General features: G+C 71.6%; 31 protein-coding genes. 5 read left to right on the top strand and 26 right to left on the bottom strand.

Features of this window, described 5'->3' with window-relative positions; all coding sequences use genetic code 11:
* Positions 1-69 precede the first annotated feature (69 nt).
* From LZ017_RS17845 to LZ017_RS17855, 3 genes are read left to right on the top strand one after another with little or no spacing between them, the layout of a single operon-like run.
* The gene (locus LZ017_RS17845) at positions 70-1,287 is read left to right on the top strand and encodes an AGE family epimerase/isomerase (RefSeq protein ID WP_241398258.1); all 1,218 of its coding nucleotides are present in this window, start codon (positions 70-72) and stop codon (positions 1,285-1,287) included.
* Positions 1,284-2,213 carry a PfkB family carbohydrate kinase gene (locus LZ017_RS17850; RefSeq protein ID WP_241398259.1) on the top strand — a complete coding sequence of 310 codons (930 nt, stop codon included), beginning with the start codon at positions 1,284-1,286 and terminating at the stop codon, positions 2,211-2,213. Before LZ017_RS17845 ends, LZ017_RS17850 begins: the two co-directional genes overlap by 4 nt.
* 18 nt (positions 2,214-2,231) lie before the next feature.
* Positions 2,232-3,179 (top strand): dihydrodipicolinate synthase family protein, encoded by a 948-nt coding sequence (locus LZ017_RS17855; RefSeq protein WP_241398260.1) that lies wholly within the window; start codon positions 2,232-2,234, stop codon positions 3,177-3,179.
* 4 nt (positions 3,180-3,183) lie between these two features.
* Here the strand turns inward: LZ017_RS17855 and LZ017_RS17860 are convergent, their stop codons facing one another.
* The 3 genes from LZ017_RS17860 to LZ017_RS17870 are packed head-to-tail and all read right to left on the bottom strand — an operon-like array spanning position 3,184 to position 5,802.
* Entirely contained in the window at positions 3,184-4,050 is an 867-nt protein-coding gene (locus LZ017_RS17860) for an alpha/beta hydrolase (protein WP_241398261.1), read from the bottom strand.
* Positions 4,037-5,032, bottom strand: a complete 996-nt coding sequence (locus tag LZ017_RS17865; RefSeq protein WP_241398262.1) for an aldo/keto reductase — start codon at positions 5,030-5,032, stop codon at positions 4,037-4,039. The genes LZ017_RS17860 and LZ017_RS17865 overlap by 14 nt, the downstream gene beginning before the upstream one ends.
* On the bottom strand, positions 5,032-5,802 hold the full coding sequence (locus tag LZ017_RS17870) for a phytanoyl-CoA dioxygenase family protein (protein WP_241398263.1): 771 nt from the start codon (positions 5,800-5,802) through the stop codon (positions 5,032-5,034). Before LZ017_RS17870 ends, LZ017_RS17865 begins: the two co-directional genes overlap by 1 nt.
* 86 nt (positions 5,803-5,888) lie before the next feature.
* Here LZ017_RS17870 and LZ017_RS17875 point away from each other — a divergent pair, with 86 nt between their 5' ends.
* Positions 5,889-6,692, top strand: coding sequence for an AraC family transcriptional regulator (locus LZ017_RS17875; RefSeq protein WP_241398264.1), 804 nt, complete (start codon positions 5,889-5,891; stop codon positions 6,690-6,692).
* A 4-nt stretch (positions 6,693-6,696) separates the two neighbouring features.
* Here the strand turns inward: LZ017_RS17875 and LZ017_RS17880 are convergent, their stop codons facing one another.
* The 12 genes from LZ017_RS17880 to flgB are packed head-to-tail and all read right to left on the bottom strand — an operon-like array spanning position 6,697 to position 16,461.
* Positions 6,697-7,743 (bottom strand): hypothetical protein, encoded by a 1,047-nt coding sequence (locus LZ017_RS17880; protein ID WP_241398265.1) that lies wholly within the window; start codon positions 7,741-7,743, stop codon positions 6,697-6,699.
* Between the two features lie 7 nt (positions 7,744-7,750).
* Positions 7,751-8,632 (bottom strand): flagellar hook-associated protein FlgL, encoded by an 882-nt coding sequence (gene flgL / locus LZ017_RS17885; RefSeq protein WP_241398266.1) that lies wholly within the window; start codon positions 8,630-8,632, stop codon positions 7,751-7,753.
* Between the two features lie 19 nt (positions 8,633-8,651).
* Positions 8,652-10,019, bottom strand: a complete 1,368-nt coding sequence (flgK, locus tag LZ017_RS17890; protein WP_241398267.1) for a flagellar hook-associated protein FlgK — start codon at positions 10,017-10,019, stop codon at positions 8,652-8,654.
* Positions 10,016-10,384, bottom strand: coding sequence for a flagellar biosynthesis protein FlgJ (locus LZ017_RS17895; RefSeq protein WP_241398268.1), 369 nt, complete (start codon positions 10,382-10,384; stop codon positions 10,016-10,018). Before LZ017_RS17895 ends, flgK begins: the two co-directional genes overlap by 4 nt.
* Entirely contained in the window at positions 10,384-11,481 is a 1,098-nt protein-coding gene (locus tag LZ017_RS17900) for a flagellar basal body P-ring protein FlgI (RefSeq protein ID WP_241398269.1), read from the bottom strand. Before LZ017_RS17900 ends, LZ017_RS17895 begins: the two co-directional genes overlap by 1 nt.
* Positions 11,482-11,510: 29 nt before the next feature.
* Positions 11,511-12,170: a flagellar basal body L-ring protein FlgH gene (gene flgH, locus LZ017_RS17905; protein WP_241398270.1), complete on the bottom strand. Its 660-nt coding sequence runs from the start codon at positions 12,168-12,170 to the stop codon at positions 11,511-11,513.
* Between the two features lie 4 nt (positions 12,171-12,174).
* Positions 12,175-12,963 (bottom strand): flagellar basal-body rod protein FlgG, encoded by a 789-nt coding sequence (flgG, locus tag LZ017_RS17910; protein ID WP_241398271.1) that lies wholly within the window; start codon positions 12,961-12,963, stop codon positions 12,175-12,177.
* Between the two features lie 40 nt (positions 12,964-13,003).
* Positions 13,004-13,738: a flagellar basal body rod protein FlgF gene (locus tag LZ017_RS17915; RefSeq protein WP_241398272.1), complete on the bottom strand. Its 735-nt coding sequence runs from the start codon at positions 13,736-13,738 to the stop codon at positions 13,004-13,006.
* 11 nt (positions 13,739-13,749) lie between these two features.
* A complete protein-coding gene (locus LZ017_RS17920; RefSeq protein ID WP_241398273.1) occupies positions 13,750-14,958 on the bottom strand; it encodes a flagellar hook-basal body complex protein in 1,209 nt (402 codons plus the stop codon).
* A 24-nt stretch (positions 14,959-14,982) separates the two neighbouring features.
* Entirely contained in the window at positions 14,983-15,654 is a 672-nt protein-coding gene (locus LZ017_RS17925) for a flagellar hook capping FlgD N-terminal domain-containing protein (protein ID WP_241398274.1), read from the bottom strand.
* The gene (gene flgC / locus LZ017_RS17930; protein ID WP_241398275.1) at positions 15,654-16,079 is read right to left on the bottom strand and encodes a flagellar basal body rod protein FlgC; all 426 of its coding nucleotides are present in this window, start codon (positions 16,077-16,079) and stop codon (positions 15,654-15,656) included. Before flgC ends, LZ017_RS17925 begins: the two co-directional genes overlap by 1 nt.
* A 13-nt stretch (positions 16,080-16,092) precedes the next feature.
* Positions 16,093-16,461 carry a flagellar basal body rod protein FlgB gene (flgB, locus tag LZ017_RS17935; RefSeq protein WP_241398276.1) on the bottom strand — a complete coding sequence of 123 codons (369 nt, stop codon included), beginning with the start codon at positions 16,459-16,461 and terminating at the stop codon, positions 16,093-16,095.
* Here flgB and flgA point away from each other — a divergent pair.
* Positions 16,460-17,158, top strand: coding sequence for a flagellar basal body P-ring formation chaperone FlgA (flgA, locus tag LZ017_RS17940; protein WP_241398277.1), 699 nt, complete (start codon positions 16,460-16,462; stop codon positions 17,156-17,158). The two genes, flgB and flgA, sit on opposite strands and share 2 nt — an antisense overlap.
* A 5-nt stretch (positions 17,159-17,163) precedes the next feature.
* On the opposite strand, the gene flgJ is transcribed toward flgA, so the two are convergent.
* From flgJ to fliD, 11 genes are read right to left on the bottom strand one after another with little or no spacing between them, the layout of a single operon-like run.
* Complete coding sequence (gene flgJ, locus LZ017_RS17945) at positions 17,164-17,874, bottom strand: flagellar assembly peptidoglycan hydrolase FlgJ (protein WP_241398278.1); 711 nt, start codon at positions 17,872-17,874, stop codon at positions 17,164-17,166.
* Positions 17,861-18,310, bottom strand: a complete 450-nt coding sequence (gene flgN / locus LZ017_RS17950; RefSeq protein ID WP_241398279.1) for a flagellar export chaperone FlgN — start codon at positions 18,308-18,310, stop codon at positions 17,861-17,863. Before flgN ends, flgJ begins: the two co-directional genes overlap by 14 nt.
* On the bottom strand, positions 18,307-18,591 hold the full coding sequence (gene flgM, locus LZ017_RS17955) for a flagellar biosynthesis anti-sigma factor FlgM (protein WP_241398280.1): 285 nt from the start codon (positions 18,589-18,591) through the stop codon (positions 18,307-18,309). Before flgM ends, flgN begins: the two co-directional genes overlap by 4 nt.
* A gap of 37 nt (positions 18,592-18,628) precedes the next feature.
* A complete protein-coding gene (locus LZ017_RS17960) occupies positions 18,629-19,576 on the bottom strand; it encodes a flagellar motor protein MotB (protein ID WP_241398281.1) in 948 nt (315 codons plus the stop codon).
* Complete coding sequence (gene motA, locus LZ017_RS17965; protein WP_241398282.1) at positions 19,566-20,498, bottom strand: flagellar motor stator protein MotA; 933 nt, start codon at positions 20,496-20,498, stop codon at positions 19,566-19,568. Before motA ends, LZ017_RS17960 begins: the two co-directional genes overlap by 11 nt.
* A 16-nt stretch (positions 20,499-20,514) precedes the next feature.
* Positions 20,515-21,228, bottom strand: a complete 714-nt coding sequence (locus LZ017_RS17970; RefSeq protein WP_241398283.1) for a FliA/WhiG family RNA polymerase sigma factor — start codon at positions 21,226-21,228, stop codon at positions 20,515-20,517.
* A gap of 13 nt (positions 21,229-21,241) precedes the next feature.
* Positions 21,242-21,715, bottom strand: a complete 474-nt coding sequence (locus tag LZ017_RS17975; RefSeq protein ID WP_241398284.1) for a flagellar basal body-associated FliL family protein — start codon at positions 21,713-21,715, stop codon at positions 21,242-21,244.
* A 14-nt stretch (positions 21,716-21,729) separates the two neighbouring features.
* Positions 21,730-22,875, bottom strand: a complete 1,146-nt coding sequence (locus LZ017_RS17980; RefSeq protein WP_241398285.1) for a flagellar hook-length control protein FliK — start codon at positions 22,873-22,875, stop codon at positions 21,730-21,732.
* Positions 22,872-23,195: an IS110 family transposase gene (locus tag LZ017_RS17985; RefSeq protein ID WP_241398286.1), complete on the bottom strand. Its 324-nt coding sequence runs from the start codon at positions 23,193-23,195 to the stop codon at positions 22,872-22,874. Before LZ017_RS17985 ends, LZ017_RS17980 begins: the two co-directional genes overlap by 4 nt.
* Entirely contained in the window at positions 23,188-23,574 is a 387-nt protein-coding gene (fliS, locus tag LZ017_RS17990) for a flagellar export chaperone FliS (protein ID WP_241398287.1), read from the bottom strand. Before fliS ends, LZ017_RS17985 begins: the two co-directional genes overlap by 8 nt.
* 8 nt (positions 23,575-23,582) lie before the next feature.
* Positions 23,583-24,941 carry a flagellar filament capping protein FliD gene (fliD, locus tag LZ017_RS17995; RefSeq protein ID WP_241398288.1) on the bottom strand — a complete coding sequence of 453 codons (1,359 nt, stop codon included), beginning with the start codon at positions 24,939-24,941 and terminating at the stop codon, positions 23,583-23,585.
* Position 24,942 lies beyond the last annotated feature (1 nt).

The following is a 24,942-nucleotide window of genomic DNA, read 5'->3' on the forward strand; positions in this document are numbered from 1 at the left end:
CGGTTCGCGCCCGGTCCCCAGGGGCCGGAAAACTCCGGAGCGCCCCCTCGTCTTCTTGTGAGCCTCGCCATGCCGACCTCGATCACCCCGCCCCTGCCAGATTTCCACCAGCGCCAGGTGCTGCTGGACCATGTGCGGCACACGCTGGGCTTCTACCACCCGCGGGCGCGGGACCCGAGCGGCGGCTTCCACCACTTTCTCAAGGACGACGGCCGCGTCTTCGACGCGCGGACGCGCCACCTGGTCAGCAGCACGCGCTATGTGTTTCTCTGGTCGATGGCGGCACGCCATTTTCCGGACGAGCCGGCTTATCTCGACCATGCGCGGCATGCGGTGACCTTTCTGCGGCAGGCGCACCATGATCCCGCCAGCGGTGGCTATCTGTGGCTGCTGGACTGGGACCAGGGGCGCGCGACGGCGCTGGATCGCACCCAGCACTGCTACGGCCTGGCCTTCGTGCTGCTGGCCTATGCACATGCGCTGATGGCCGGCATCGGCGAGGCGTGCGCCTGGCTGGACGAGACCTTCGCGCTCATGGAGCAGCGCTTCTGGCAGGCCGAACATGGGCTGTACGCCGACGAGGCCGGCCCCGACTGGGTGCTGGCGCCCTACCGCGGCCAGAACGCGAACATGCATGCGGTCGAAGCCTGTCTCGCGGCCTACGAGGCCACGCAGCAGGTCCGCTTTCTGGACCGCGCCGAACAGGTCGCCAGCCACATCGTGCGGCGCCAGACCGCGCTGACCGACGGGCTGATGATCTGGGAGCACTATCACCGCGACTGGACGCCCGACTGGGACTACAACAAGGGCGACATGAGCAACATCTTCCGCCCCTGGGGCTACCAGCCGGGCCATTTCACCGAATGGGCCAAGCTGCTGCTGTTGCTGGAGCGCCAGCGCCCGCTGCCTTGGCTGCTGGAGCGCGCCGAAGCCCTGTTCGAGCGTGCCTTCGACAAGGCCTGGGACCCGGTCCATCAGGGCCTCTACTACGGCTTTGGGCCCGACTTCGCCATCTGCGACGAACGCAAATACCACTGGGTGCAATGCGAAAGCCTGGCCACGGCGGCCTTGTTGGGCCATCGCACCGGCAAGCCGCTGTACTGGGACTGGTACGAGCGACTGTGGCGTTACTGCTGGACGCACTGGGTGGACCACAGGCACGGGGCCTGGTTCCGGCTGCTCAGCCGCGCCAACGTCAGCACCACCGACGAGAAGAGCCCGGCCGGCAAGGTGGACTACCACACGACCGGCGCCTGTTACGACATCCTCCGCGTCCTGCCCCGATGAGCCGACCGCTGCCCGAATTCGTGGCCCTGGGCGAGGCGCTCACCGACCTGATCCGCGCCGACGGCGACCGCTGGGTGGCCAGAAGCGGCGGCTCCACCTGGAATGTCGCGCGCGCCGCGGCCACGCTGGGTCTGCACAGCGCCTTTGCCGGCGCGGTCAGCGTCTGCTGCTTTGGCGACGCGCTGTGGTCGGCCAGCGCCGACGCCGGGCTGGACCTGCGCTTTGCGCAGCGCGTCGAACGCTCGCCCCTGCTGGCCATCGTCCCTCAGTCCCACCCGCCCAGCTACTTCTTTGTCGGTGACGACAGCGCCGACCTGCACTTCGACGCACTCGCGTTGCCGGCGGGATGGATGGCCCATGCGCGCTGGGCCCATTTCGGCGGCATCAGCCTGGCGCGCGAGCCCCTGGCTTCGCGCCTGCTGGCACTCGCCGCCTCCCTGCATGCGCAGGGCGTCGCGATCAGCTACGACCTGAACTTCCGCCGCGCGGTGGACCGGGCCTGTCTGCTGCGCGGCTTCGAGCACCTGTGCCGGCTCGCCGCCGTGATCAAGCTCTCGGACGAGGATCTGCAGGGCCTGATGCCGGACACGGAGCCCGCAATGGCACTGGCGCGCGTGCACGCACTGAATCCCGAAGCCTGGCTGCTGTTCACCGAGGGCGCCCGGGGTGCCCGGCTGATCACGCCCCAAGGCCGCTGGCACGCCGACGCGCCGCCGATCCTGCCGGTCGACACATTGGGCGCGGGGGATGCGGCGATGGCTGGATTGGTGGCCAGCCGGGCGCGCGAACCGGAGGCATCGGCCGCGCAGCATCTCGCGTTCGCCGTGGCCGCGGGCAGCGCGGCCTGCCTGCATGCCGGAGCCCATCCACCCGCGCTGTCCACCGTGCTGGCGCTGCGCGACGGCCTCCACGTCCGGCCGTTGTGAACCACGGAGCCCCCCTCCATGAACGACACCTTTCCCCGCGGCAATTGGGCCACGCTGCTGCTGCCCATCCAGCCCGACGAGACCATCGACTACGAAAGCCTGGACGAGGAAATCCGCCGGCTCATCGCCTGCGGCGTCGACGGCATCTACTCCAATGGCACCGCCGGCGAGTTCCACAACCAGAGCGAAGCCGAGTTCGATCGCATCCACGAAATCCTCGCGCGCCGCTGCCATGCCGCGCGCATGCCCTTCCAGATCGGCGTCAGCCATCCCAGCCCCTGGCAGTCGCTGCAGCGGCTGGAGCGCAGCATTGGCTACGCGCCCATGGCCTTCCAGGTGATCCTGCCCGACTGGTTCCCGCCCACCGAAGAAGAGCAGATCGCCTTCCTGCGCCGGCTCGCCGCCGTGTCCGCTTCGGTGCGGCTGGTGCTGTACAACCCGCCGCATGCCAAGCTCAGGCTCGCGCCCGCGGCGTTCGGGCGGCTGAAGAAGGCCGTTCCGCAACTGGTGGGCGTCAAGGTGCCCGGCGGCGACGAGGCCTGGTATGAGCAGATGCGCCAGCACATGCGTGAACTCTCCGTCTTCGTGCCCGGCCATCTGCTGGCCAGCGGCGTCGAACGGGGCGCCCATGGCGCCTACTCCAACATGGCCTGCCTGCAGCCCGCCGTCGCGCAGGACTGGACACGGCTGATGCAGACCGACCTGCCCGCGGCGCTGGCGCTGGAGCAGCGGATCCGCCGGTTCATGCAGGAACAGATCGTCCCCTTCATCGCCGAGCGCCGCTTCGCCAACCCGGCCTGCGACAAATTCCTGGCCCACCTGGGCGGCTGGACGACGCTGAGCCCGCGCATGCGCTGGCCCTATCGCTCCATCCCGGAGACCGAGGCCGGCCGCGTGCGCCAGGCTGCGGCGCGGCTGATTCCAGAGTTCTTGCAGCCCCTGCCGGCGGCCGCGCTGGCCGGTTAGCCGGTTAGCCCGGCCCCGCGCGCCGCAGCAGCCCGTCCAGGCGCTGCTGCAGCAAGGGCCATCCCGCCGGCACGAGGCCGTCCTTGGGCAGCATGCCAAAGTGATCGGCACCGGGAAGCAGGCACAGCGCGACCGCCGGGCCGGCGCGCTCGCAGAAGGCCAGCGCCTGCTCCATGGACACCACAGCATCGGCCTGCCCATGCATCACCAGGCCCGACACCCCGGGCGGCAGACCCAGCCGCGTGGGACAGGCCTGCGCCAGCCGCTCTTCGCAGCGCTCGACCGGCCCGCCCAGCAGGCGCTCGACCTGCTGGGGCTGTTCCATGTCCCACCACCGATCCAGGCACAGCAGGCCCGCCAGCAGCACAACCTGACTGGGCCGCAGCGGATCGGCCACGAACAGCTCGCTGTCCGGGCAGAGCCGCTCGCGGCAAGCCGACCAGGCCGCCAGATGCGCGCCAGCGGAGTGGCCGACCACCGTCAGCCGGCGCAGGTCGATCGGATGGTGGTCGGCGAGCACGCGCAGATGGTCCAGACCGCGGGCCACGTCCTGGAGCACCGCGGGCCACGGCGCGGCGGTGTTGGGGCCTTGGGCCTGCATGCGCCGGAACTCGAGGTTCCACACCGCCACATCGCCGCGCCGCGCCAGCCACTCCACCAGATGCAGGGTCGGATAGCTGCGCAGGCTCTGGTTGTCCTTCCACCAGCCCCCGTGCAGCACGGCGACCACCGGCAGCCGGCCCTCGCACACGGACGGCTGGGCGCCCGGCCGAGCACGAGACGCGGGCAGGTGGAGCTCGCCGAACTGGCTGGGCAGCGGGCCGTAGGCGATGCGCAGTCGAAGCGCCCCATTCCCTTCAGTAGAAGTCATGGGGCCAACGGTGGGACCGCAGCGCCTGCACCAGCGGCGCCGACATCGGCGCGGCGTTCAGCGCCCGCACATTGGCCACGACCTCGTCCGGCGAGCGCATGCCGCAGGCGATGGTGGACACCGCCGGATCGCTGAGGCAGTACTGCAGCGCCGCCACCGCCAGATCGTCATAGGCCGGCGCCACCGCCGCGCGCAAGGCGTCCACGCGGCGCAGCGTCTCGGCAAAGCGCTCCTCGCTGTACATCTGGCGGCGCTTGTCGTCCGCCGCCCAGGCGTCGCGGGTCGCGGCTGTCCAGCGGCCGGTCAGCGCGCCGGAGTCGAAGGGCACCCGGGCGATGAAGGCCGTCCCGCTGTCCCGCCCGGCCGGAAACAAGGCGTCGCCCGGCGCCTGCTCGAACAGGTTGAACATCACCTGGATGGCGCTGACCAGGCGGGTCCGCGCCAGTGCCACGCCGGTGTCCGGCCGCAGGTCGGGCAGCGACACGCCGATCCAGCGCACCTTGCCCGCCACCACCAGGTCGAGCAGCCCGGGCAGCCAATCCAGCTCTTCCAGACCGTCCTCGATCCACAGATGAAGCTGCAGCAGGTCGATGGTGTCGCGCCGCAGCCGGCGCAGCGAGGCCTCGACCTCCTGCTGGACATAGGCGCGCGGATACTGGCCCCGCATGCGGTCCAGCCGCGTCTGGCCCGCGCGACGACCCAGCGGCAGCACCTTGGTCGCTACCCGGACGTCCTGCCCCGGGCGCAGCCTCAAGGCCTCGCCAACGATCTCTTCGCTGCGGCCGTTGCCATAGGCCGCGGCGGTGTCCACCAGGTTGATGCCATGGTCGAAGCCCGCCAGCAGCGCCGCGACGCCCTGCTCCCGCGAGACCTCGCCCCAGGTGCCGCCCAGCTGCCAGGCACCGAAGCTCAGCGCGCTCACCTTCCAGCCGGTACTGCCAAAGGCGCGCAAGCGCATCCCGCCCGGGTCTGTCTGGGCCATCAGATCCGCCCCTCGATGCGCAGACGCTCGTCCAGCCGCTGTTGGTAGGCGTCCTTGGACACCTGGTCCAGGCCGGCGCTGACGGCGTAGTAGATGAAGCCCAGCGCGCGGCGCGAACGGGTGGCCGAGCGATTGGCGCCGGCCCAGTGCACCGTGTAGGCGTCGTGGATCAGGAAGGTCCCGGGCCGGCCCGGGCAGGCCACCGTGGCGGCACGGTCTTCTTCGCTGCCGAAGTCGGTCATGCCCTGCGAAAACCCGAGGACCTGCGTGAAGCCGTGCGGCCGGAAGGTCCGGCTCTGGTGGGAGCCGCGCAGATAGTGGATGCAGCCGTTCTCGTCATCCACCGGCTCCAGCGCCAGCCAGCCCGTGACGGCGCGGCAAGGCTGGAGATGAAAGTAGTAGCCGTCCTGGTGCGGCGGCGTCGCCTGGCCGATGCCCGCGGGCTTGTTGAAGAACTGCATGTTCTGCGGCACGACGGCCTCGCCCAGCACGGTCTCGGCGATCTGCCGGACGGGGCCATCGAACATCAGCCGATGGAAGAAGGCGCTGTACTCGTAGAGTTTTTGCAGCTGCTTGATGCTGGCGCGGTCCGCGCGGTCTTCGTAGTACACCCGCTCGGGCGGCATGCGCGGCACCTCCTCGACCAGGAATCGGTCCACCTCGGCGCGGATCTGCGCCATCTGTTCGGCGTCGAACAGCGGGTCCACGGCGACGAAGCCGTCGCGGTCGAATCGGGATTTCAGTTCGGGCAAGAGTCGTTGCTGGTTCATCGTGGCCTCTCGTTGGAGTGCCGCGAGATTAGGCGGCAGGGCAGCGATTGCGCAGAGAGAGTCGCGATGGAAACATAGGAAATCCGATGAAGTTCGCGCCATCGCCCGCCCTCCCCGACCGCGCCATGATCGACACCGCCTCCGACATCACCTTCCTGCGCCAGGACAGCGGCCGCTTCGACCGGCGCCATGCCGTGGGCCCGGTCTGCTGGCCGCACTTCGACCTGCTGTGGCTGCACGAGGGCCGGCTGCGCCTGCAGCTCGACGCGAGCCGCGACACGGTGGAGCTGTGCGCGCCGGATGGCGTGCTGCTCTTCCCCGCGACCCCGTTCTCGGGCCAGGCGACAACGCCGCACGCCGAAGCCTCGATCTGTCATTTCCGATTGCCCACGGAGCACGCGCCGGGTTGGCGCCGCCCCCGGGCCACCGAGGCGCTGGCCCTGCAGGCGATGGTCGTGCTGTCCTTGCGCCTGGCGCGGCAGGGGGCCGAGCTGCGGCGCCGCCAGCGCCTGCTCGCCGCCGTGCTGGACGGCTTCGGCGGCGAGGCCGCGCCCGCGCCTGCGGACCACCGCATCGACCGGGCTTGGCGGCTGGCGGCCGAACGCCTGCATCGCATCCGCGGCCTCAGCGACGTCGCGGCGCAGGCCGGTCTGTCGGAAAGCAGCTTCCGCGCGAGCCATCGCGCCTGGCGGGGCGACTCGGCGGGCGCGGCGCTGACGGCCTTGAGGCTGGGGCGGGCCGAGCATCTGCTCGCGACGACGCGGCTGAGCATTGCCGAGATCGCGCTGGCCGTTGGCTACGGCCATGCGGAAACGCTATCGCAGGCCTTCCGACGCACCCGCGGGCTCAGCCCGGGCGCCTGGCGCCAGGCCCAGCGGCCCTTTGCCTGAGCCCTCAGCCCAGCAGCTGCCGCACGCGGTCCTTGTGCAGCCCACGCAGGGCGGGCAGCAGCGCGCCGACGCCGGCATAGCCGCCGTCCTGCAGCGCGCGCTCGAGGTCGTCGGCCAGGCGGCCCGCCTGGGCGGCGGACACGGTGGCGGGCACCGCCGCGTCCAGGTCCTGCAGCTGCGTCTGCAGCTGGGTGCGCGCCTGTGCCAGCCGCGGCTGGGCCTGCAGCAGCTCGCCCAGCGCGCGGCGCTGGCCGGTGGCGTCGTCCAGGCTCCAGCGCTGCGGCTGCAGCGCTTCGGGCGGGGTTTCCAGCGGCGCGCGCAACGCCTGGCCGCCGGGGAAGCGGCGGCCTTCGCCGCGCAGCGTCAGGCCGTCGCGCAGCGCCGGCCATTGGGCCTCGGCGACGCTGAACAGCAGCTCGCCGCCCTGGGCCTGCACCTGCAGACCGGCCGGTCCGAGCGCGCGCGCCAGCGCCTGCAGCTGCTGAGGCGAGCCCTCGCCGTCCAGCGTCACCGCGATCTGCGCGGCGCGCCCGTCGGCGGTGGCCTGGCCGGGCAGCTGCAGCCGCAGCGTCTCGCGGCCCCCCTGCTCCAGCACGGCCAGGTCCAGCCCGCGCAGCTTGAAGCGCTGGCGCGCCGGCGCGTCGGGGCTGGCGGCCTGCAGCTGGCCGTCCACCATGCCGGCGGCGCGCTGCGGACGCTGCTGCCATTGCTGGCGCAGCGACTCCAGGCGGCCCTCCAGCGCCGCGGGCGGCACCGGCAGGCCGGCCAGGCTGCGCCCGAGATCCTGCTTCAGCGCCTGCAGCGATTCGCCCAGGCGGTCCAGGTAGTCCAGCCCCTGCTGCAGCCGGCCCAGGTTCTCCTGGCGGCCGGGCTCGCGCGCGGCGGGCGTCTGCACCTGGGTCGGCAGGGTCGGGAGGCCGCGCGGCGGCGGCGCCTCCTGCGGCGCTGTGGCCTGCACCAGGCCGGCCAGGCCCGAGGGGCCGGCGGCGCGGCGCAGCGCGGGAGAAAGACTCTCGCCGCTGCCTGCGGCGTTGGGGACCGACATCAGCATGCGCGGCTCACAGCGCGTTGAACAGGCTCAGCCCGCTGACCTTGGCATAGGCCTTCTGCGTCGCCTGCAGCGCCAGCGTGTAGCTGTTCAGCCGCGTCGCGGCCTCGCCGTAGTTGACCTGGCCCAGGGCCAGGCCGGTCTGCTGGTTGGACAGGCTCACCGAGGCGTGGTTGTCCTCCATGGTGGCGAGGATCGTCTGGCGGCCGCCCAACTGGCCGATCTTGCCGGCCACCGAATTCAGGCGCAGGTCCAGCTGGTTCAGCGCCGCGCGCACCGCGGGCTGCACCGCCGACGCGGCGGTGCCTGGCACCGCGAGCTGGTCGGACAGGTCCTTGAGCTGCTTCAGGAAGGGCGCCATGTCCTCCAGCGTCACATTGGCCTCGACGCTCATCGCCTCGCCCACGGCGACGCGCTGGGTGTCGGTGTTGCCCTGGAAGGCATAGGCGGCGTCCACGGTGGGCTGGTCGCTGACGGTGCCGGAGAACAGATAGCGGCCCTCGGCGTTCTTGCTGTTGGACAGGTAGAGCAGGCTGTCGTGCAGAGTCTTCAGCGACCCCGACATCGCGTTCAGGTCGTCCGGCGTGTTGACGCCGTCGGCGGCCCAGACCAGCAGGTCGCGGGTGGACTGCAGGTCTTCCTTGATGCTGTCCAGCATGACCTCGCTGGTCTTGAGCCGCGCCTGCAGCGCGCCGATGTTGTCGCGGTACTGGGCCAGGCCGGCCTCCTCGCGCGACAGGCGCGCCAGGCGCAGCGCGGCGATGCTGTCGTCGGAGGGCTTGAGCACGCGCTGGCCCGAGGCCATCTGTTGCATCACGTGCGACAGGCCCTCGTTGGCGGCCTGCAGCGCGCTGTTCATGGTCGCGTGGTACTGGTTGCTGGCGATGCGCATGCTGCTGTCTCCGCCCGTCTCAGCCCAGCATCGCCAGGGTGCTGTCGAAGAGCTGGTTGGCCACCGCCACCACCTTCATGTTGGCCTGGTACATCTGCTGGTACTGCATCAGATTGATCGCTTCCTCGTCGGTGTTGACGCCGCTGCTGGACTTCCAGTTCTCCTCGGCCTGGTCGCGCACGTTCTGCGCGGTCTTCTGCGCCGACTGGTTGAGCTGGCTGGCCACGCCCAGGCGGCCGATCAGCTGGGTGAAGACGTCGCCGACGACCACGGTCTCGCTGCCCGTGGCCTGGCCCTGGGTGTCGAAGCGGGTCAGCGTGACGCCCTGGCCCTTCAAGGCGACCAGCTTGCTCAGGTTGCCGCTGTTGCCGCTGACCGTGGGGCTGGCCGAGAAGGCCAGCTCGCTGGCCGCCAGCGGCGCCAGCTTGAGCACGCCGCCGCTGGTGTCGAACAGCGGCTTGCCGGGGCCGGCGGCGGGCGGCGCATAGCCGGCGGCGAGCTGGTCGTTGACCAGCTTGGCCAGGCCCTGGGCCAGCTCCTGCACCGAGGTCTTCATCGGCGTGAGCACCTGCGCCTGCAGGTCGGCCAGGCCGCCCAGCTGCCCGCCCTGCCCGGTGTCGGAGAGCTTGAACGCGGTGCTGGCGAAGCTCAGGCTGAGCTGGCCGGGGCCGTCGGTGGCCAGGGCGGCGGCGTCGCTGCCCACCACCAGCGGCTGGCCGCCGCGCAGCGAGATGCTCTTGGCGCCATCGGGCTGGTCCACCACCTGCACGCCCACCAGCGTGGACAGGCTCTTGATCTTCTCGTCGCGCGCGTCCTGCAGGCCGGCGTCGTTGAGGCCGGCGCTGCGGCCGGCCGAGATCTGCCGGTTCAGCAGCGCGATCTCGCGCGTCAGCGTGTTCATCTGGCCCACCACCGCCTCGCGCTGCGCATTGACCGAGTTCTGCTGGTTGGCGAACAGGCGCTGCAGGCTGTCGAAGCGCTTGACCAGGCCGTCCGCCGCGGTGATCACCTGCTCGCGCAGCGGGCCGGATTCGGGCTGCACGCTGGCCGCGTTGAGCGCCGCGAAGAACTGGTCCACGCCGCGGTTGATGTTGGCCGTGTCGTCCGACATCACCTGTTCCAGCTGGTTCAGATAGGGCTGGCCGGCCTGGTATTGGCCCAGGTTGCTGGCTGCCTGCCACAGCTGCAGGCTCTTGTAGCCGTCGGCGAAGCGCAGCAGCGCCGACACCTGCACGCCGGCACCGCCCTGCGGCGTCTCCAGCGAGCCCAGCAGCACGCCCTGGCGGGTGTAGCCCGGCGTCATCGCGTTGGCGACGTTCTGGCTGGTGGTGTTGAGGGCCGCCTGGGCGGCCAGCGCCCCGCTCAGCCCGTTCAGGATCATGCTCATCGCGACGGGTTCTCCTTGCTCTTGTCAGAGGGCGACCCGGCGGGCGCGGAACTTAAACCGGCGGCCGGCAACACCTGGCGCAGCATCAGGTCGGCGATGCCGAAGGCGCGCTGCTGGGCCAGCGAGTCGGCCACCATCCCGTCGGCGAGGTCCAGCATGTCCTGGTTGACGCGCTGGCGCTCGGGGCTGTCCTCGTCGGCCAGCGCGCGCGTGCCGGCGCGCATCTGGCTGATCATCTGCTTGATGAAGAAGGCCTCGAACTTGACCGCGGCCTCGGTGGCCTGGGCGCGGATGCGCGCCTCGGGGCCGCTGGCGGCCGCCTCGCCGGGCTGCAGCGGCTGGGGAATGGAGCGTGGGTCCAGCATCAGATCACCTGCAGTTCGCCGTCGATCGCGCCGGCCTGGTCCAGCGCCTGCAGGATGGCCATCAGGTCGTCCGGGTTGGCGCCGATGCTGTTGACCATGTCGACGATGGCCTGCAGGCTGGTACCCGCGGGCCAGCGGAACATGCGCCCGTTGCCCTGGTCCACGGTCAGCTGCGACTGCGGCACGACCTGGGTGCGGCCCTGGCTGAAGGGCTGGGGCTGGCTGACGCGCGGCGTCTCGCTGATCACCACCTTCAGCGAGCCATGCGAGACCGCGGCGGGCCGCACCTTCACGCCGTCGGCGATCACCACGGTGCCGGTGCGCGAATTGAACACCACGCGCGGCAGCGCCGGCGCGGCCTCCACCTGCAAGGCCTCCAGCTGCGCGACGAAGGCCACGCGTTCGGTCGGTCCGGCCGGCGCGCGCACCGCGACGCTGGTCGCGTCGCGCGTGCTCGCCATGCCGGCGCCAAAGCGGCGGTTCACCGCCTCGACGATCTGGGTCGCGGTCTGGAAGCTGGGCCGGCGCAGGTTGAGCACCACTTCGGGCCGGGTGTCGAAGTCGCTCTCGATCTCGCGCTCGACGCTGGCGCCGTTGGGCACGCGGCCGCTGGTGGGCGTGTTGACGGTGACGCTGGAGCCGCTCTGGCCCTGCGCGTTCAGCCCGGTCACCACCACGCTGCCCTGGGCCAGCGCGTAGACCTCGCCGTCCGCCGCGTGCAGCTCGGTCAACAGCAGCGTGCCGCCGCGCAGGCTCTTGGCGTCGCCCAGCGAGGACACGGTGATGTCGATGGTCTGGCCGCGCCGGTAACCGCTGGGAAAGCTGGCGCTGACCATGACGGCCGCGACATTGCGCGACTTGGCCTCGGTACGCTCCGGCAGCTTGACGCCGAACTGCTTCAGCAGGTTGCCCACCGACTGGCCGGCGAACTTGACCTGGGTGCTGTCGCCGCTGCCATTGAGGCCCACGACCAGGCCATAGCCCAGCAGCTGGTTCTCGCGCACGCCCTCCACGCTGACCAGCTGGCGCAGGCTCTGCGCCGCCTGCGCGCCCATCAGGGTCAGGCTCAGCAGACTGGCAATGACGAGTTGCTTCATGTTTTTCCTACTCCTGCCTGTGCGCGGCTCTACAGGGGGTTCCAGGGGCTGACGAACCAGCGCGTGAGCCAGCCCGGCGTGTTGGCGTCGGCCAGGTGGCCGCGGCCGCTGTAGCTGATGCGCGCGTTGGCGATGCGCTGCGACGAGACGCGGTTCTCGGCGTCCACGTCGGCGGCGCGCACATAGCCGGCCACGCGCACCAGTTCCTCGCCCTGGTTCAGCGTCAGGCTCTTCTCGCCCGCCACGCGCAGCAGCCCGTTGCCCATCACCTCCTGCACGACCACGGTGATTGCGCCCTGCAGCGTGTTCTGCTGCGTGCTCGCGGCGCTGCCGTTGAAGTCGCGGTCGCTGCCCAGCGAGAAGGCCTTGGCCTTGCCGTTGAGGTCGGCCTTGACGCCGGCGCCGCTTTGCTTGCCCATCTGGGTGTCGGCCTTCTTGCTGGCCTGGGTGGCCTCCTGCAGCACGACGGTGAGCACGTCGCCGGCGCGGAAGGCGCGCGTGTCGGCGGTCAGGCTGGCGCTGCGGCCGGCGACGAAGACGCCGCCGCCCGAGGGGCGCTGCGGCGCGGCAATGGGCGGCGGCAGCGGGCCGGGATCTGCGCTGGGCAGCGCGGGCGGCTGCAGCGCGCCGCAGCCGGCCAGCAGCAGCGGCGACAGCAGCGCGATGGCGCGAGCGAGGACGGCACGCATCGCGTCAGCGGGCCGCCTGGGCCAGGACCTGCAGCATGTTGTCGGCGGCCGAGAGCACCTTGGTGTTCATCTCGTAGGTGCGCTGCGCGGCGATCATGTCCACCATCTCCTCGACCACTTGCACGTTGGAGCCTTCCAGCGCGCCCTGCTTGATCTTGCCCAGGCCGTTCTCGCCCGGCACGCCCTCGGTCGGCGCGCCGCTGGCGGCGGTCTCCTGGTAGAGGTTGTCGCCCAGCGCCAGCAGGCCGGCCGGGTTGACGAAATGGGTCAGGCGCAGCTGGCCCAGCTCGCTGGGCGTGGTGCTGCCGGCAAGCGTGGCGCTGACCGTGCCGTTCTCGGCGATGGTCAGCGAGGTCGCGTTGGCGGGCACGGTGATCTCGGGCTGCAGGCGCAGGCCCTGGGCGTTGGTCAGGCGGCCCTCGGCGCTGACCTGCAGCTGGCCGGCGCGCGTGAAGGCGGGGCGGCCGTTGGGGCCCTCCACCTGCAGGAAGCCGCCGCCGACGATGGCCACGTCCAGGGTCTGGCCGGTGGTCTGCAGATTGCCGTTGGTGAAGACCTTCTGGGTGCCGACCAGGCGCGTGCCGTTGCCCAGCTGCACGCCGCCGGGGCTGGCATTGCCGTCCGCGCCCTGGGCGCCGGGCTGGCGCTCGACCTGGTAGAACAGGTCCTCGAACATCACGCGGTCGCGCTTGTAGCCCACGGTGTTGACGTTGGCCAGGTTGTTGGCGATGGCCTGCAGCTTGGCGTCCTGCGCCTGCACACCGGTCTTGCTGATCCACATGGCGGGGTTCATGCTTGCTCCTCGGGAATGGGGGTTGGGAGGCGGCGCGCGCTCAGTCGCGCACCAGCCGGTTGCCGGACTCGGCCATGCCGTCGGCGGCCTTGTACAGCCGCATCTGCAGCTCGAAGTCGCGCGCCAGGTTCATGGTCGCGACCATTTCCTCGACGGCGGAGACATTGCTGGACTCCAGCTTGCCGGCCGCCACGCGCACGTTCTCGTCGCTCGCCACGGCGGCGCCGTCGCGCGCCACCAGCAGGCCGGCCTCGTTCTTGGTCATCTGCGCAAAGCGCGGGTTGACGAGCTTGAGCCGGTCCACCGTCTGCAGCTCGGTCTGGCCCGGCGCGAGCACGGCCAGCGTGCCGTCGGGCAGCACCTCCAGCTTCTCGTGTGGCGGCAGCACGATGGGGCCACCCTCGCCCAGCACCGCATGACGGCCCAGCATGAGCCGGCCCTGGCCGTCCACGCTGAAGTTGCCGCCGCGGGTGTAGGCCTCGCTGCCGTCCGGACCGCCCTGGGCGAGCGCGAACAGGCCCTCGCCCTGGATGGCCAGGTCCAGGTCGCGGCCGGTCTCGCGCTGGCTGCCGGCGCGTTCGCTGACCGCGTCCGAGCTCAGCCGCGCGAGATGGCGCGCGTCGTAGCCATAGCCGGAGACCTGGGCGGCGCCGGCCTGCTCCAGGTTGGCGCGAAAGCCCGCGGTCTCCAGGTTGGCCAGGTTGTTGGCATGCACGGCCTGCGCGCGCTGGATGCGCTCGGCGCCGCTCATGACGGTGTAGATCAGGGCGTCCATCGCGACTTCGGTCAGACCGCCTGCATCAGCGCCCGCACCATCTCGTTCTCGGTCGAGATGAGCTTGGTGTTGGCCTGGTAGTTGCGCTGCGCGGACATCAGGTTCACCAGCTCGCCGGTGATGTCCACGTTGGACTGCTCCAGCGCGCCGCCGCTGAGCTTGGACGCGGTGCCGGCGCCAGGACGGGTGAACAGCGCCGCGCCGCTGTCGTTGTTGGCTTCCCAGCTGGTGTCGCTGATGGGCTTGAGCGCGCCCTCGTTGGCGAAGGTGGCCAGCGCCACCGTGCCCACGGTCTGCTTCTGGCCATTGCTGTAGGTCGCGACCAGCGAGCCGTCCTCGGCGATGCTGGTGCCGGTCATGGTGCCGGCGGCATAGCCGTTGGCGGCATTGGTCAGCGTGGTCGTGTCACCCGAGAAGCGCGTGGTGCCGGTGTAGTCCAGCGCGATGCTCATCGGCGCGGCGCCGTTGCCGGGCGTGGCGTTCACCGTCACCGCGGGCACGGTGCCGAGCTGGCCTTTGGCGTCGAAGCTCAGTTGCGCATCGGGCGTCGCGCCCAGCGCCGCGCCATCGAAGCTGTAGTACACGTCCACGCCGGTGGGCGTCTTGACGAAGTACTGGCTCAGGCTGTGTTTGGCGCCCAGCGAGTCGTAGACCACCGAGGTCACCGAGCTGTTGAAGCTGCCCGGCTCGTCCTTCTTCACCGGGGTCTTGGCCGGCACCGACCAGTCGGAGGACAGGTTGCCGTTGAAGGCCAGCTTGTCGCTCGCCTGCGCCGGAATCTGGCCGGCCTGCACGCGCAAGTCGCCCAGCGCCCCGAGGCCGGCGCCGGGCACGGGCTTGCCGCTGGCGTCCAGCACCGCGGCATAGCCCTGCACCTTGCGGCCGTGCGCGTCCACCACATAGCCCTGCTTGTCGACGTTGAACAGGCCCACGCGGGTGAAGACCTGCTGGCCGGCGTCGTTGCGCACGGCGAAGAAGCCGCGGCCCTGGATCATCGCGTCCATGCCGCGGCCGGTGTTGAACAGGCCGCCGCCCTTCTCGATGCTCTGCGAGACCGAGCTCATCTCGGCGCCGATGGCCTGGCTGTCGGCATACATGGCCGAGAAGTTGGCACGGCTGGACTTGAAGCCGTAGGTGCCGGCGTTGGCGATGTTGTTGCTGATGGTCTCCAGGCTGGCGCTGACCGCGTTGATGCCCGAGCGTGCGATTTCGAAACTCATGGTGGCCTCCGTGGATGGCGGGATTCAGGAACGGGCCGCGTCGCGGCCCTTGAACTGGGTGATGGATTGGCTGGACACCTCGCCCGCGCCGGCCAGCTGCAGCATCACGCTGCCGTCGGCGGCCAGGCGCACGCCCTGCAGCTGGGTGCGCGCCTCGAGGGCGACGACGCGCTTGTCGGGGGTCTCCAGGCGCAGCTCGTAGCGGCCCTTGCCCAGGCCCAGCTTGACCGGGTCCAGCGTGTAAGCCTGCTCGCCGGCGCCCAGCGAGCCCAGCTCGACGCGGCGCTCGCTGCCGTCGCTGCCGGTCAGCACCAGGGTGTTGACCGGGCTGGCCGAGTCCAGCGTGAAGTGCAGCGGCAGCGGGCTCTTGTCCAGCTGCAGCGCCTCGACGCGCGCCTGCAGCGTGCTGCCCACCTGGGCGCCCAGCGTCATCAGCTGCAGGCTGGCCAGCATGCCGGCGCTGGTCTGCCCCTGCGAGGCCATCTTCTGCATGGCTTCCACCTGGCTCAGCTGGGCCAGCTGGCTGACGAACTGCGAGGGGTCCTGCGGCGACAGCGGGTCCTGGTTCTTGATCTGCGCCACCAGCAGCGTGGTGAACAGATTGCTCAGCCCGCCGGCGCCGTTGGCGGCCACGGCCGCGCCGTTCTGGCCCTGGGTGGACGCGCCGTTCTTGGCGACTTGATCGACGACGCTCATCAGGCTTCTCCCAGGCGCAGCAGCGCGTTCTGCATGGACTTCACGCGCGACAGCACCTCGACATTGGTCTCGAAGGCGCGCGAGGCCGACAGCATGTCGGTCATCTCGGCCACCGGGTTGACATTGGGGTAATAGACCTCGCCCTGCGCATTGGCCAGCGGGTTCTCCGGCTCGTAGGCCTTGCGCAGCGGCTCCTGGCTTTCCACCACGTCCAGCACCTGCACGCGGCTGCCCGAAAGCTGCTGCTCGCCCAGCCCGGCCTGCGCGGCCAGCGCGGCGAACACGGGCTTGCGCGCGTGGTAGGTGGTCTCGGGCGTCGCGGCGGCGGACTGCGCGTTGGCCAGGTTGCTGGCGATGGTGTTCAGGCGCACCGTCTGCGCCGACATCGCCGAACCGGCGATCTGGGTGATCTGCTTGAAGGACATGCGAACTCCTTGCTTACTGGCCGGCGATGGCCTTGGCCAGGCCCTTGAGCTTCATGTTCACGAAGCTCAGGCTGGTCTGGAAGTCGAGCGCGTTCTGCGCGAAGCTGGCCTGCTCCACGCCCAGCTCCACGGTGTTGCCGTCCTGCGCGGGGTGGTAGGGCACGCGATACTTGAGCGCGTCGTCGCCGCCACCGGCCAGCAACCCGGCCTCGGCGTCTTCGCCCGCCGCGCTCTGCAGCGCCGCGGCAAAATCCAGGTCGCGCGCCTGGTAGCCCGGCGTGCTGACGTTGGCGATGTTGGAGGCCAGGACCTTGGTCCGCTCGGCGCGCAGACGCAGCGCGTCGTCGTGGATGCCGGCGGCCTTGCTGAAATCGATGCTCATGCCTATTCCCTCTCTCCTTGTTGTGCTCGCGCTGGCCGCCTCAGGCGCCGCGCAGGCCGGCCCGCAGGCCACCGATCTGAATGCCCAGGCGCTGGACCTGGCGCGCCGCAGCCTGCTGGAGCAGGCCCAGCAGGCCGGCTGGATCGCTCCCGAGGTGCAGCTCACGCAGCCCGCCGGCGCGCGCCCCGTGCCGCCCTGCGCGGGCGGCTGGGACCTCGCGGTGCAGGACCTGCGCAGCCTGCTGCGCCTGCGCCTGAGCGCGCGCTGCGCCGACGGGCGCACGCCGCCGCAGGACTTCCTGCTGCGCGCCACGCTCAGCGCCGAGGTGCTGGTGCTGACCCAGCCGGTCGCGGCCGGCCAGCCGGTCGCCGACAGCGACGTGCAGCTGCAGCGGCGCGACGTCAGCCAGACCCCCGACGCGCTGTCCACGCTGGAGCCGGGCCTGGCGGCGCGCAGCAGCCTGCGCCCGGGCCAGCTGCTGCAGAAGCGCCTGCTGGTGGCGGCGCAGCTGGTCAAGCGCGGCGACAGCGTGCGCATCCAGGCGGCGCGCGACGGTGTCGCCGTGGAAGCGCGCGGCGAAGCCCTGGACGGCGGCGCCCGCGGCGCGCTGATCCGCGTGCGCAATGCCGGCAGCGGCCGCGTCATCCAGGCCAGGGTGCTGGAAACCGGCCTGGTGGAGCCGGCCGAGCTGCGCTGAGCGGCTCATCGACGGCCTCCCTGGATCTGCGCGGCCACGCGCGCCAGCTTGTCGGCGTAGTCCGGGTCGGTGGCATAGCCGCCGCGCTGCAGCGCCTGGCCGTAGGCGCGCGCGTCGGCGCCGCTGCCCAGCGCGGCCTGGTAACGCGTGTTGCCGGACAGCAGCCGGGCCAGATCGCCGAAGGACTGCGACGCGTCGCCATAGCCACGGAAAGCCTCGCGGCGCGCCAGCGCCTGACCCTGCTCCACCTCGGTGGTCATGGCCTGCAGCACCTCGCCCTGCCAGGCGCCGCCGGCCTTGATGCCGAACAGGTTGTGGCTGTCGCTGCCGTCGGCGCGGCGCAGCGGCGCGCGGCCCCAGCCGGTCTCCAGCGCCGCGTGGGCGGTGAGCACCTCGGGCGCCACGCCCAGGGCCTGCGCGGCCTCGCGCGCCAGCGGCAGCATCTGGTCGACGAAGGCCTGGCGCTGCGCCGCGTCGGCGCCCTCACCGGCCGGCGCCGAGGCGCCCGCCTGGGCCTGCACGCGCTGGCGGCTCCACTGGCCTTCGGGGCTGAGCGCGGCGGCGCCGCTGCCCTGCTCGATGAAGCGCGTCACCTCGCCCTGCAGCTGGCGGAACAGGCTGTCGAAGCCGCGTCCGCCGCCGTTCGCGCCCACCGCCTGCGGTCCCGCCGCGGGCAGCAGGCCGGCGCGCTCCAGTCCCAGTTCAGCGCTGCGCATAAAGATGCTCCTCCTGGCCCAGCTGCTGCTGCATCAGCGCGCGCTGCTCGCTGAGCAGGCGGCAGTTGCGCAGGTTCAAGGTCTTGCAGCGGTTGATGCCCGACTGCAGCGCCTGCCACTGGCGCGCCAGCGGCTCGGCGCTGGCCGGCGGCAGGCGGCGGATCAGCGCGCGCAGCGTGGGCCGCTCCTGGCGGCCCAGCAGCAGGCCCAGCAGGCGGCGCTGCGCGTCGCGCTGGCGCTCCAGCGTCTCGACCTGGGCCAGCACCTCGTCCGACAAGGCCGTCATGCGCGCCGTCTCGTGGCGCAGCGCGGCCTGGAACTGCTGCTCCAGCAGCTCTTCCAGCCGGGTGTGGCCCTCTTCGTCGGCGCGCAGGCCTTCGCAGAGCTCGCGCAGCAGCCGCGCCGCGTCGCGCGGCGAAGGCAGGCCGGCGTTCATCCGCGTCCCCCGTGGTAGCGCTGGATCAGCTGCGCCAGGCGGCCGGCGTCGAAGCGGATCTCGCCCTTGGCCAGGGCCTCGCGCAGCGCGGCGACCTTGTCGTGGTCAATCTCGGGCAGCGCGGCCAGCGCTTCCTGCGCCGGCTTCAGCACGCCGGATTCCAGCTTGTCCGCGGTGCGCATCGCCGGCGCGGCCGCGGCCGGACCGGCGTCCTGCGCGGCCTGGGCCGGCTGCGCCGCGCTCAGCGGCGTCAGCGCGCCGCCCTGGGGCGTGATCTTCATACGTTCACCTCTTGCCTTGGTTCGCATCGCGGCCTCCTCAGCGGCCGGCCGGCGCGGCAAAGCCGCGCAGCTGTTCCTGGATGTCGGCGGGCGCGCCGCCCATGGGGCCGAACATGCCCGCCACCGCGCGCGCCTGCGCGCTGGTCAGCAGCATCAATTCGATGCGGCGGTTGGGCGCCGCGTCCGGGTGCTGGGGGTCCAGCAGCGCCGCGTCGGCCATGCCGCTGACCTGCAGCACGCTGGACTCGGGCATGCCGCCGATCAGCAGCTCGTGGCGCGCCGCCATCGCGCGGTGGCTGGACAGCGCCCAATTGGAGAAGGCGCCCGGGCCCTTGTCGTGATAGGGCGTGGCGTCGGTATGGCCGACGATGAGCAGCTGGTTGCGCACCTCGGCCAGCAGCGGGCCGAGCTTGCGCAGCAGCGCGCGCAGGCGCGGGCCCGGCAGGGCGCTGCCACGCTCGAACATGCCGCTGGACTCGGTGTCGTGCAGCTGCAGGCGCAGGCCCTGCGCCGTGACCGCGCTGCGCAGATGGCCCTCCAGCCCCTCCTCGGCCGCCAGCCCGGCGATGCGACGCGCCAGCGCCTGCAGCTGCTCGGGCGTGTCCAGGCTGGGCCGGCCCACGCGCGCGTCGCTGGGACCGCGCGAGGGGTCGCCGGGGCTGGGGTCCTCGCTGCGCGCGGGCACCGGGTGGCGCTCGATCATGCTGCCGCGCGAACCGGCGGCGAGCGAGTTGGTCAGGCCCTGTCCGTCCTCGATCAGGTTGGCGCCGGCGTTCTGCAGCACCACCTGCATGCGCTCGGAATTGCGCGACGCGAGCAGCCACAGCACCAGGAACAGGCACAGCAGCGCCAGGCAGAAGTCCGCGAACGCGACCTTCCAGGCGCCGCCATGGCCTTCGTCGTCGTGGCGGCGCGAGACGCGCTTGACCACCGTCTGGTGATCGCCGGCGCGCCCGCCCTTGATGGCCTGCAGGTCAGGCGGCACGACGATCTCCCTCGCCCGGCATGCGGTCGGTGGCGCGGCGGCGCGGCTGCGGTGCCGCCTCCTTGCCGTTGAGCTGCTCGATCCAGCCTTCCAGCATCACGAAGCTGGGCTTGGAATTGAGCTGCACCAGGCGGCGGCCGGCGTCGATGGCCAGCAGCGGCGGCTTGCCGGCCACGTGGGTCACCAGCACCACCTTGACCGACTCCAGCGCGGCCAGCTCCTCGGTGACCAGCTGCTTCATCATGTTGGACAGCGGGTCCAGCACGCCGTAGCAGAAGAAGATGCCGATGAAGGTCCCCACCATCGCGGCGGCCACCATCACCGCGATCTCGCCGGTGCTGGCGCCTTCGGCCACGGTGTTCATCGCCATCACGATGCCCAGCACCGCGGCCAGGATGCCGAAGCCGGGCATGGCCTCGGCGATCTTGTGCAGCGAGCGCGAGGGCTGCAGCAGCTCGTCGTGGATGGCCTCCAGCTCCTGCTCCAGCACGCCTTCGAGCTCATGCGCGCTGATCTTGCCCATGGCCATCAAGCGGAAGTTGTCGACGATGAAGTGCAGCAGCTTGGGCTGCTTCAGGATCAGCGGATAGCGCTGGAACAGCACGCTGTCCTGCGGCGCCTCCACATGCGCGTCCAGCGCCTTCAGACCGCCCGAGGCCGCCTGCAGCAGCTCGTACATCAGCAACAGCAGCTGGCGCTGGAACTCCTGGCCGCGGTGGTCGCGGCGCACCAGCTTGCGCAGCTGCAGCAGCATCTCCGACAACACGTGGCGCGGGTTGCCCAGCACGATCGCGCCCAGGCCGGCGCCAACGATGATCAGCAGCTCGACCGGCTGCCAGATGACCTTGAAACTGCCGCCGTGCAGCATGAAGCCGCCGAACACGCAGCCCAGGGTGATCAGGATTCCGACGAAGGCTTGCATGGGTACTCCGGGGGCCTCAGCCCTGTTGCAGGAAGGCGCGCATCTTGGCCAGCGCCCCCTTGTTGATCTGCGAGACGCGCGCCTCGGTGAGGTCCAGCACCGCGGCGATTTCCTTCAGGCTGGCGTCGAATTCGTAATAGAGCTGGATCACGCGCTGCTCGCGTTCATTGAGCTGCCCCAGCGCCTGCGCGATGGAGCGCGTGACCATCAGCTGGGCCTCGGGGCTGCGCTGTTCGCTGGGCAGCTGGGCCAGTTCCTCCACCAGCTCGTCGAAGCTGGCCAGTTCCTCGGCCACCTCGGCCTGCAGGAACTCGCGGTAGGCCTCGGCGCTGATCTGCAGCTGGGCCAGGATCTCGGCCTCGGCGGGTTCGCGGCCCAGGCGGCGCGTCAGCGCGCGCAGCGCGTCGCGCAGCCGGTGGCTGTCCTGACGCACGCTGCGCGGGCGCCAGTCCTGGCGGCGCAGCTCGTCAAGGATGGCGCCACGCACGCGCAGGCTGGCGAAGGCGGCAAAGCCGGCGTCCGGCGGGCCGTAGCGGCGCAGCGCCTCCAGCAGTCCCATCAGGCCGATCTGCTCCATGTCCTCGCGGTCCATCACGGCGCTGGCCTGGCTGCCGAGCTGGCGCGCGATGCGCTTGACCAGCGGCGCGTAGTCGCGCAGCGTGCGCTGCTCGATCTCCGCGCTCAGGCCCGCGGTCGCGGACTGGCCCCATTCGGCGTAGGCGTGTTGCACCTGTGGCTCCGGCTTACTCGATGATCAGCTTGCCGATCAGCGCCTCGACGAAAGGCGCTTCGCGCCGCTCCGCCTGGTAGCTGTCGCGGTAGGCCTTGTTGAGCGCCTTGGCGAAGTCTTCGACGCTCATCGCCGAGGCGCTCTCCACCGTGTGCACCGACAGCGCCTTCACCGCGACGGTGCGCAGCAGCGGCAGGTGTTCCTTGGTGCGGCGCTCCTGGTCGGGCGGGGCCTTGAAGACGATGTCCACCGCCATGTAGTGCGGCACGGCCTCGCCATTGCGCCCGCGCAGCATCACCAGCACCTTGTCCAGCGTCACGTATTTGTAGTCGGGCGCCGGTTTGGCTGCCGCGGCGGCGGCGGCCTCCTGGGCGCCGCGCGGCTGCGCCTTGCCCGGCTGCAGCCACCACACGGCAGCGCCGGCCGCGCCCGCGGCCAGCACGGCCACCAGCGCGATCAGCAACCCCAGCTTGAGCTTGTTCTTCATCGTCCTGCCCCTGCTCAACCCTGGCCGGCCTGGTAGAGCCGGCCGGCGAATTCATCCTGCGGCGCGTCGGCGCCCTCGTCGGCGAGTGCCTGGCCCGGCGTCTGGCGCCGGCCCTCGCGGGCCTGCTCGCCCGCGCCGCCGCCGGAGGTCCCGCCCTGGCCGGTGCCATCGCGCCCGCGTCCGTCGCTGGCGACCGACGCGGAACCGACCTGCACCGACACCTCGCCGCTGTGGCGCTGCACCAGGTCCTGGCGCAGCGGCTCGCTGATCTGGCGCAGCTGCTGGGCCACCTCGTCATGGGTGGCCGACAGGCGCACCTGCAGCGCCCCGCCCTGCTGGCGGATCGCGATCTCGATGCGGCCCAGCTGGGGCGGTTCCAGGTGCAGCTGGGCCTGCTCGCTGCGCGCCGCGATCTGCAGCTGCAGCCGATCGCCCAGGGCCTGCAGCAGCGGTTGCTGCCAGGCCCGGCCCTCGGGTGCCGCCGGCAGCTTCAGCGTCGCGGGCAGAGAAGCATCCGCGCCCGGTGCCGCCGCGGCGGCCACGGTGGCCAGATCGGCCAGCCCCGCCAGCGCGGCGGCCGGAGACGGCAGCGGCGCCGCGGCCGGCTGGGCCAGGGTCTGGCCCGGAGCCGCGAATTCGTCGCGCGCGGCCGGCGGCGGCGCGGTGGGCGCGCCGGCCAGCAGGCTCAGCACGGCGGGTGAGGCTTCCGCCACGTCCAGCACCGCGCCCACCGTGCTCGAGACGGGGATCGCGGCATCGCCGGCCGCCTGGGACAGGCGGACCGGCGGCGTCGCCATCGCCGGCCATGCGGCCAGCAGCGGCAGCGCTGCCAGGGTCGGCAGGGACGGGGCCGAGGCCTCACCGGCCGTTTGATCGTCGCCGTCGCCGGCCGCTTCGGCCTGCGACGTGCCCACGGCCCGCGCCGGGGTCAGGTCTTGCTCCAGCGTGGCGGCCAGGGCCGCCGCGGTGTCGGTCGAAGCCTCGGGCTGCGCCGCGCTGTCGGCCAGCCAGTCGGCGAAGGCGCCGGCCGGCGTGGCCTGCGCGGGGGCCGGCCGGCCGAGCAGCGCCTGCTGCGGCGCGCCGTCCAGCGCGGCCTGCACGGCGCCGTCGCGCGGCGTGGCGGCGGCGCGGGCGTTGTCCAGGTTCAGCAAGGCATTCATGCGCCGGCCTCCGCGCTCCAGGACTGGCTTTCGGCGTAGGCGTTCCAGGCCGGGCGCTGCATCTGCATCTGCGCCAGCACGCCGGCGATGCGCTCGCTTTCGCGCGCGCAGTCCTGGCGCAGCTGCAGGTGCAGCCGCTCCAGCTGGCGCAGCGCGCCGCGCTCGCCGGGGCTCAGGCGGACGGGATTCAGGCCGGACAGCAGCTGCGCCAGCTCGGCGTCGCTGCGCGCCAGGGCCTGCCAGTTGCGCGCGGCCGCGGCCTCGCGCAGGCGCTCGCCCAGCATCTGCAGGCGCGGGGTCAGGGGCGTGCTCTTATCCATGGCGCTGCAGCACTCCCTGCCAGCCGCCGCGGATCTGCGCCATCAGGCGCTGGACCTCGTCGATCAGCGCGACGTTGAGGTCCACGCCGGCGCGGTGCAGGCGCTCCGCGCAGTAGTCGTAGAGCCGCGCGAGGTTGTGCACCACCTCGCCGCCGCTGTCCAGGTCCAGCGCGCTGGACAGGCCGTTGATGATGTTGACGCAGCGTTCCAGGCTGGCCGCCTTGAGCTCGTAGCGGCGCGCCTCGATGTGGGCGCGGGCGCGCGCGAGCTCGTCCAGCAGCCCGTCCATCAGCACCAGCACCAGCTGGACCGGCGAGGCCTGCGCCGTCTGCGCGTGGAGATGGACGGTTTGATAGCTTTGGTAGGCGTCGTAACTCATGGGGTGTTCTAGGTGCTGAGGGCGGAGAACATGCCGCCGGTCTGACCCATCTGCGACTGCAGGTTCTGCAGCTGGGTGAATTGCTTGAGGTAGCGGTCGTAGGCCTGGCTGTACTGCACGTCCAGGCGCGCCTGGCGGTTGCTGATGGCTTTTTGCTGCGTCTCGACGGAGCCGCGGCGCTGCTTGATCTGGCCGTTGACGTTGTTGGTCCAGGGCTCGACCAGCTTGTCGAAGCCGCCCAGCAGCCCGGCGGGCGCGGACAGCGAGGCGTTGCCCATCACCGTGTCCAGCAGTGCGGGGTCCTTGGTGAGGGCCTTGCCCAGCTTGGTCTTGTCCAGGCTCAGCGCGCCGGTACGGTCGGCGCTGACGCCCAGAGTGCGCAGGTTGCCGCCGCCGAAGTCCTGGCGCAGCAGGTTGGCCAGGCGGTCGCGCAGCGCGCGCACGCCCGCGTCGGACGCGAAGGCGCCCGGCGTCGCGCCGTCCTTGCCGACCGCGGTCAGCTCGTCCAGCGCCTTTTCCAGTGTGTTGTAGGCGTCGACGAAGCCTTGCAGCTTGGCGCTGGTGGCGCTGTCATCGCGGCCCACGGTCAGCGTGACCGGCGCCTCGCCGGCGGCCTGCGCCTTCTTCAGCGTGACGCTGACGCCCTCGATCGCGGTCAGCGTGTTGCTGCCCTGCTGCAGGCGCACGCCGCTGTCCTTGGCGCCCAGCCAGACCACGGCGTCCTGCGCCGCGACCAGCTCCTTGCGGCGCGTCGGGTCTTCCAGCGCGGTGCGCAGCGCGCCGGCGGGCAGGCCCGAGGTGTTGAGCGTGATCTTGCCGCCCGCGCCGCTGGTGCCGGAACTCAGCATCAGCTGGGTCTGGCCGCCGACGGTGACGACCATGGCCGTGACCTGGCCCGCGGCCGAGGTGTTGATCGCGCGCGCGATCTCGGTCTGCGACAGCGTGCCGTCGCCGTCCGAGTCGGCGCTGGCGAGGTCGACGTTGAAGTTGTTGCCGTTGGCCAGCTGCACGGACATGCTGCCCGGGCCCGCCGGCACCGCCGGCAGGTCCTGGTAAGCCACCTGATGCGTGGTCGCCAGCTGCTCGACGAACAGCGGCGTGCTGCCCGGCTGCGCCTTGCTGTTGGCGGTGGCGGACAGCACCGCGGCGTCGCTGGCGCTGGCGCTGTACTGGGTCACGCCCTGGCTGGCCGAGGACGACAGGCCGGCCAGCGCGGTCTTGAACGCGCTCAGCGCGCTCTGCAGCTTGCTCAGCCCGGTGGAGGTGCTCTGGGCCACCTTGCTCTGGCGGTCCAGCAGCGCCTGGGTCGGTTGGGTGTAGGCGGTGGCCAGTTGGGTGGCCATCGTGGTCGGGTTGAAATCAGCCATG

The sequence above is a fragment of the Pelomonas sp. CA6 genome (assembly GCF_022549225.1).
In the GTDB taxonomy this organism is placed as follows: Bacteria; Pseudomonadota; Gammaproteobacteria; order Burkholderiales; family Burkholderiaceae_C; genus Roseateles.

Excerpts from the sequence above, each read along its gene's own strand:
- LZ017_RS17900 (WP_241398269.1), bottom strand. The coding sequence starts at position 11,481 with ATGAAGCAACTCGTCATTGCCAGTCTGCTGAGCCTGACCCTGATGGGC.
- flgH (WP_241398270.1), bottom strand. The coding sequence starts at position 12,170 with ATGCGTGCCGTCCTCGCTCGCGCCATCGCGCTGCTGTCGCCGCTGCTG.
- LZ017_RS17860 (WP_241398261.1), bottom strand. The coding sequence starts at position 4,050 with ATGACTTCTACTGAAGGGAATGGGGCGCTTCGACTGCGCATCGCCTAC.
- LZ017_RS17845 (WP_241398258.1), top strand. The coding sequence starts at position 70 with ATGCCGACCTCGATCACCCCGCCCCTGCCAGATTTCCACCAGCGCCAG.
- flgC (WP_241398275.1), bottom strand. The coding sequence starts at position 16,079 with ATGTCCTTCAAGCAGATCACCCAGATCGCCGGTTCGGCGATGTCGGCG.
- LZ017_RS17915 (WP_241398272.1), bottom strand. The coding sequence starts at position 13,738 with ATGGACGCCCTGATCTACACCGTCATGAGCGGCGCCGAGCGCATCCAG.
- LZ017_RS17870 (WP_241398263.1), bottom strand. The coding sequence starts at position 5,802 with ATGAACCAGCAACGACTCTTGCCCGAACTGAAATCCCGATTCGACCGC.
- LZ017_RS17880 (WP_241398265.1), bottom strand. The coding sequence starts at position 7,743 with ATGCTGATGTCGGTCCCCAACGCCGCAGGCAGCGGCGAGAGTCTTTCT.
- LZ017_RS17925 (WP_241398274.1), bottom strand. The coding sequence starts at position 15,654 with ATGAGCGTCGTCGATCAAGTCGCCAAGAACGGCGCGTCCACCCAGGGC.
- LZ017_RS17980 (WP_241398285.1), bottom strand. The coding sequence starts at position 22,875 with ATGAATGCCTTGCTGAACCTGGACAACGCCCGCGCCGCCGCCACGCCG.
- LZ017_RS17855 (WP_241398260.1), top strand. The coding sequence starts at position 2,232 with ATGAACGACACCTTTCCCCGCGGCAATTGGGCCACGCTGCTGCTGCCC.
- flgB (WP_241398276.1), bottom strand. The coding sequence starts at position 16,461 with ATGAGCATCGATTTCAGCAAGGCCGCCGGCATCCACGACGACGCGCTG.
- LZ017_RS17985 (WP_241398286.1), bottom strand. The coding sequence starts at position 23,195 with ATGGATAAGAGCACGCCCCTGACCCCGCGCCTGCAGATGCTGGGCGAG.
- flgL (WP_241398266.1), bottom strand. The coding sequence starts at position 8,632 with ATGCGCATCGCCAGCAACCAGTACCACGCGACCATGAACAGCGCGCTG.
- flgJ (WP_241398278.1), bottom strand. The coding sequence starts at position 17,874 with ATGCGCAGCGCTGAACTGGGACTGGAGCGCGCCGGCCTGCTGCCCGCG.
- flgA (WP_241398277.1), top strand. The coding sequence starts at position 16,460 with ATGCCTATTCCCTCTCTCCTTGTTGTGCTCGCGCTGGCCGCCTCAGGC.
- LZ017_RS17895 (WP_241398268.1), bottom strand. The coding sequence starts at position 10,384 with ATGCTGGACCCACGCTCCATTCCCCAGCCGCTGCAGCCCGGCGAGGCG.
- LZ017_RS17875 (WP_241398264.1), top strand. The coding sequence starts at position 5,889 with ATGAAGTTCGCGCCATCGCCCGCCCTCCCCGACCGCGCCATGATCGAC.
- flgK (WP_241398267.1), bottom strand. The coding sequence starts at position 10,019 with ATGAGCATGATCCTGAACGGGCTGAGCGGGGCGCTGGCCGCCCAGGCG.
- fliS (WP_241398287.1), bottom strand. The coding sequence starts at position 23,574 with ATGAGTTACGACGCCTACCAAAGCTATCAAACCGTCCATCTCCACGCG.
- flgM (WP_241398280.1), bottom strand. The coding sequence starts at position 18,591 with ATGAAGATCACGCCCCAGGGCGGCGCGCTGACGCCGCTGAGCGCGGCG.
- flgG (WP_241398271.1), bottom strand. The coding sequence starts at position 12,963 with ATGAACCCCGCCATGTGGATCAGCAAGACCGGTGTGCAGGCGCAGGAC.
- LZ017_RS17865 (WP_241398262.1), bottom strand. The coding sequence starts at position 5,032 with ATGGCCCAGACAGACCCGGGCGGGATGCGCTTGCGCGCCTTTGGCAGT.
- fliD (WP_241398288.1), bottom strand. The coding sequence starts at position 24,941 with ATGGCTGATTTCAACCCGACCACGATGGCCACCCAACTGGCCACCGCC.
- LZ017_RS17850 (WP_241398259.1), top strand. The coding sequence starts at position 1,284 with ATGAGCCGACCGCTGCCCGAATTCGTGGCCCTGGGCGAGGCGCTCACC.
- LZ017_RS17975 (WP_241398284.1), bottom strand. The coding sequence starts at position 21,715 with ATGAAGAACAAGCTCAAGCTGGGGTTGCTGATCGCGCTGGTGGCCGTG.
- flgN (WP_241398279.1), bottom strand. The coding sequence starts at position 18,310 with ATGAACGCCGGCCTGCCTTCGCCGCGCGACGCGGCGCGGCTGCTGCGC.
- motA (WP_241398282.1), bottom strand. The coding sequence starts at position 20,498 with ATGCAAGCCTTCGTCGGAATCCTGATCACCCTGGGCTGCGTGTTCGGC.
- LZ017_RS17920 (WP_241398273.1), bottom strand. The coding sequence starts at position 14,958 with ATGAGTTTCGAAATCGCACGCTCGGGCATCAACGCGGTCAGCGCCAGC.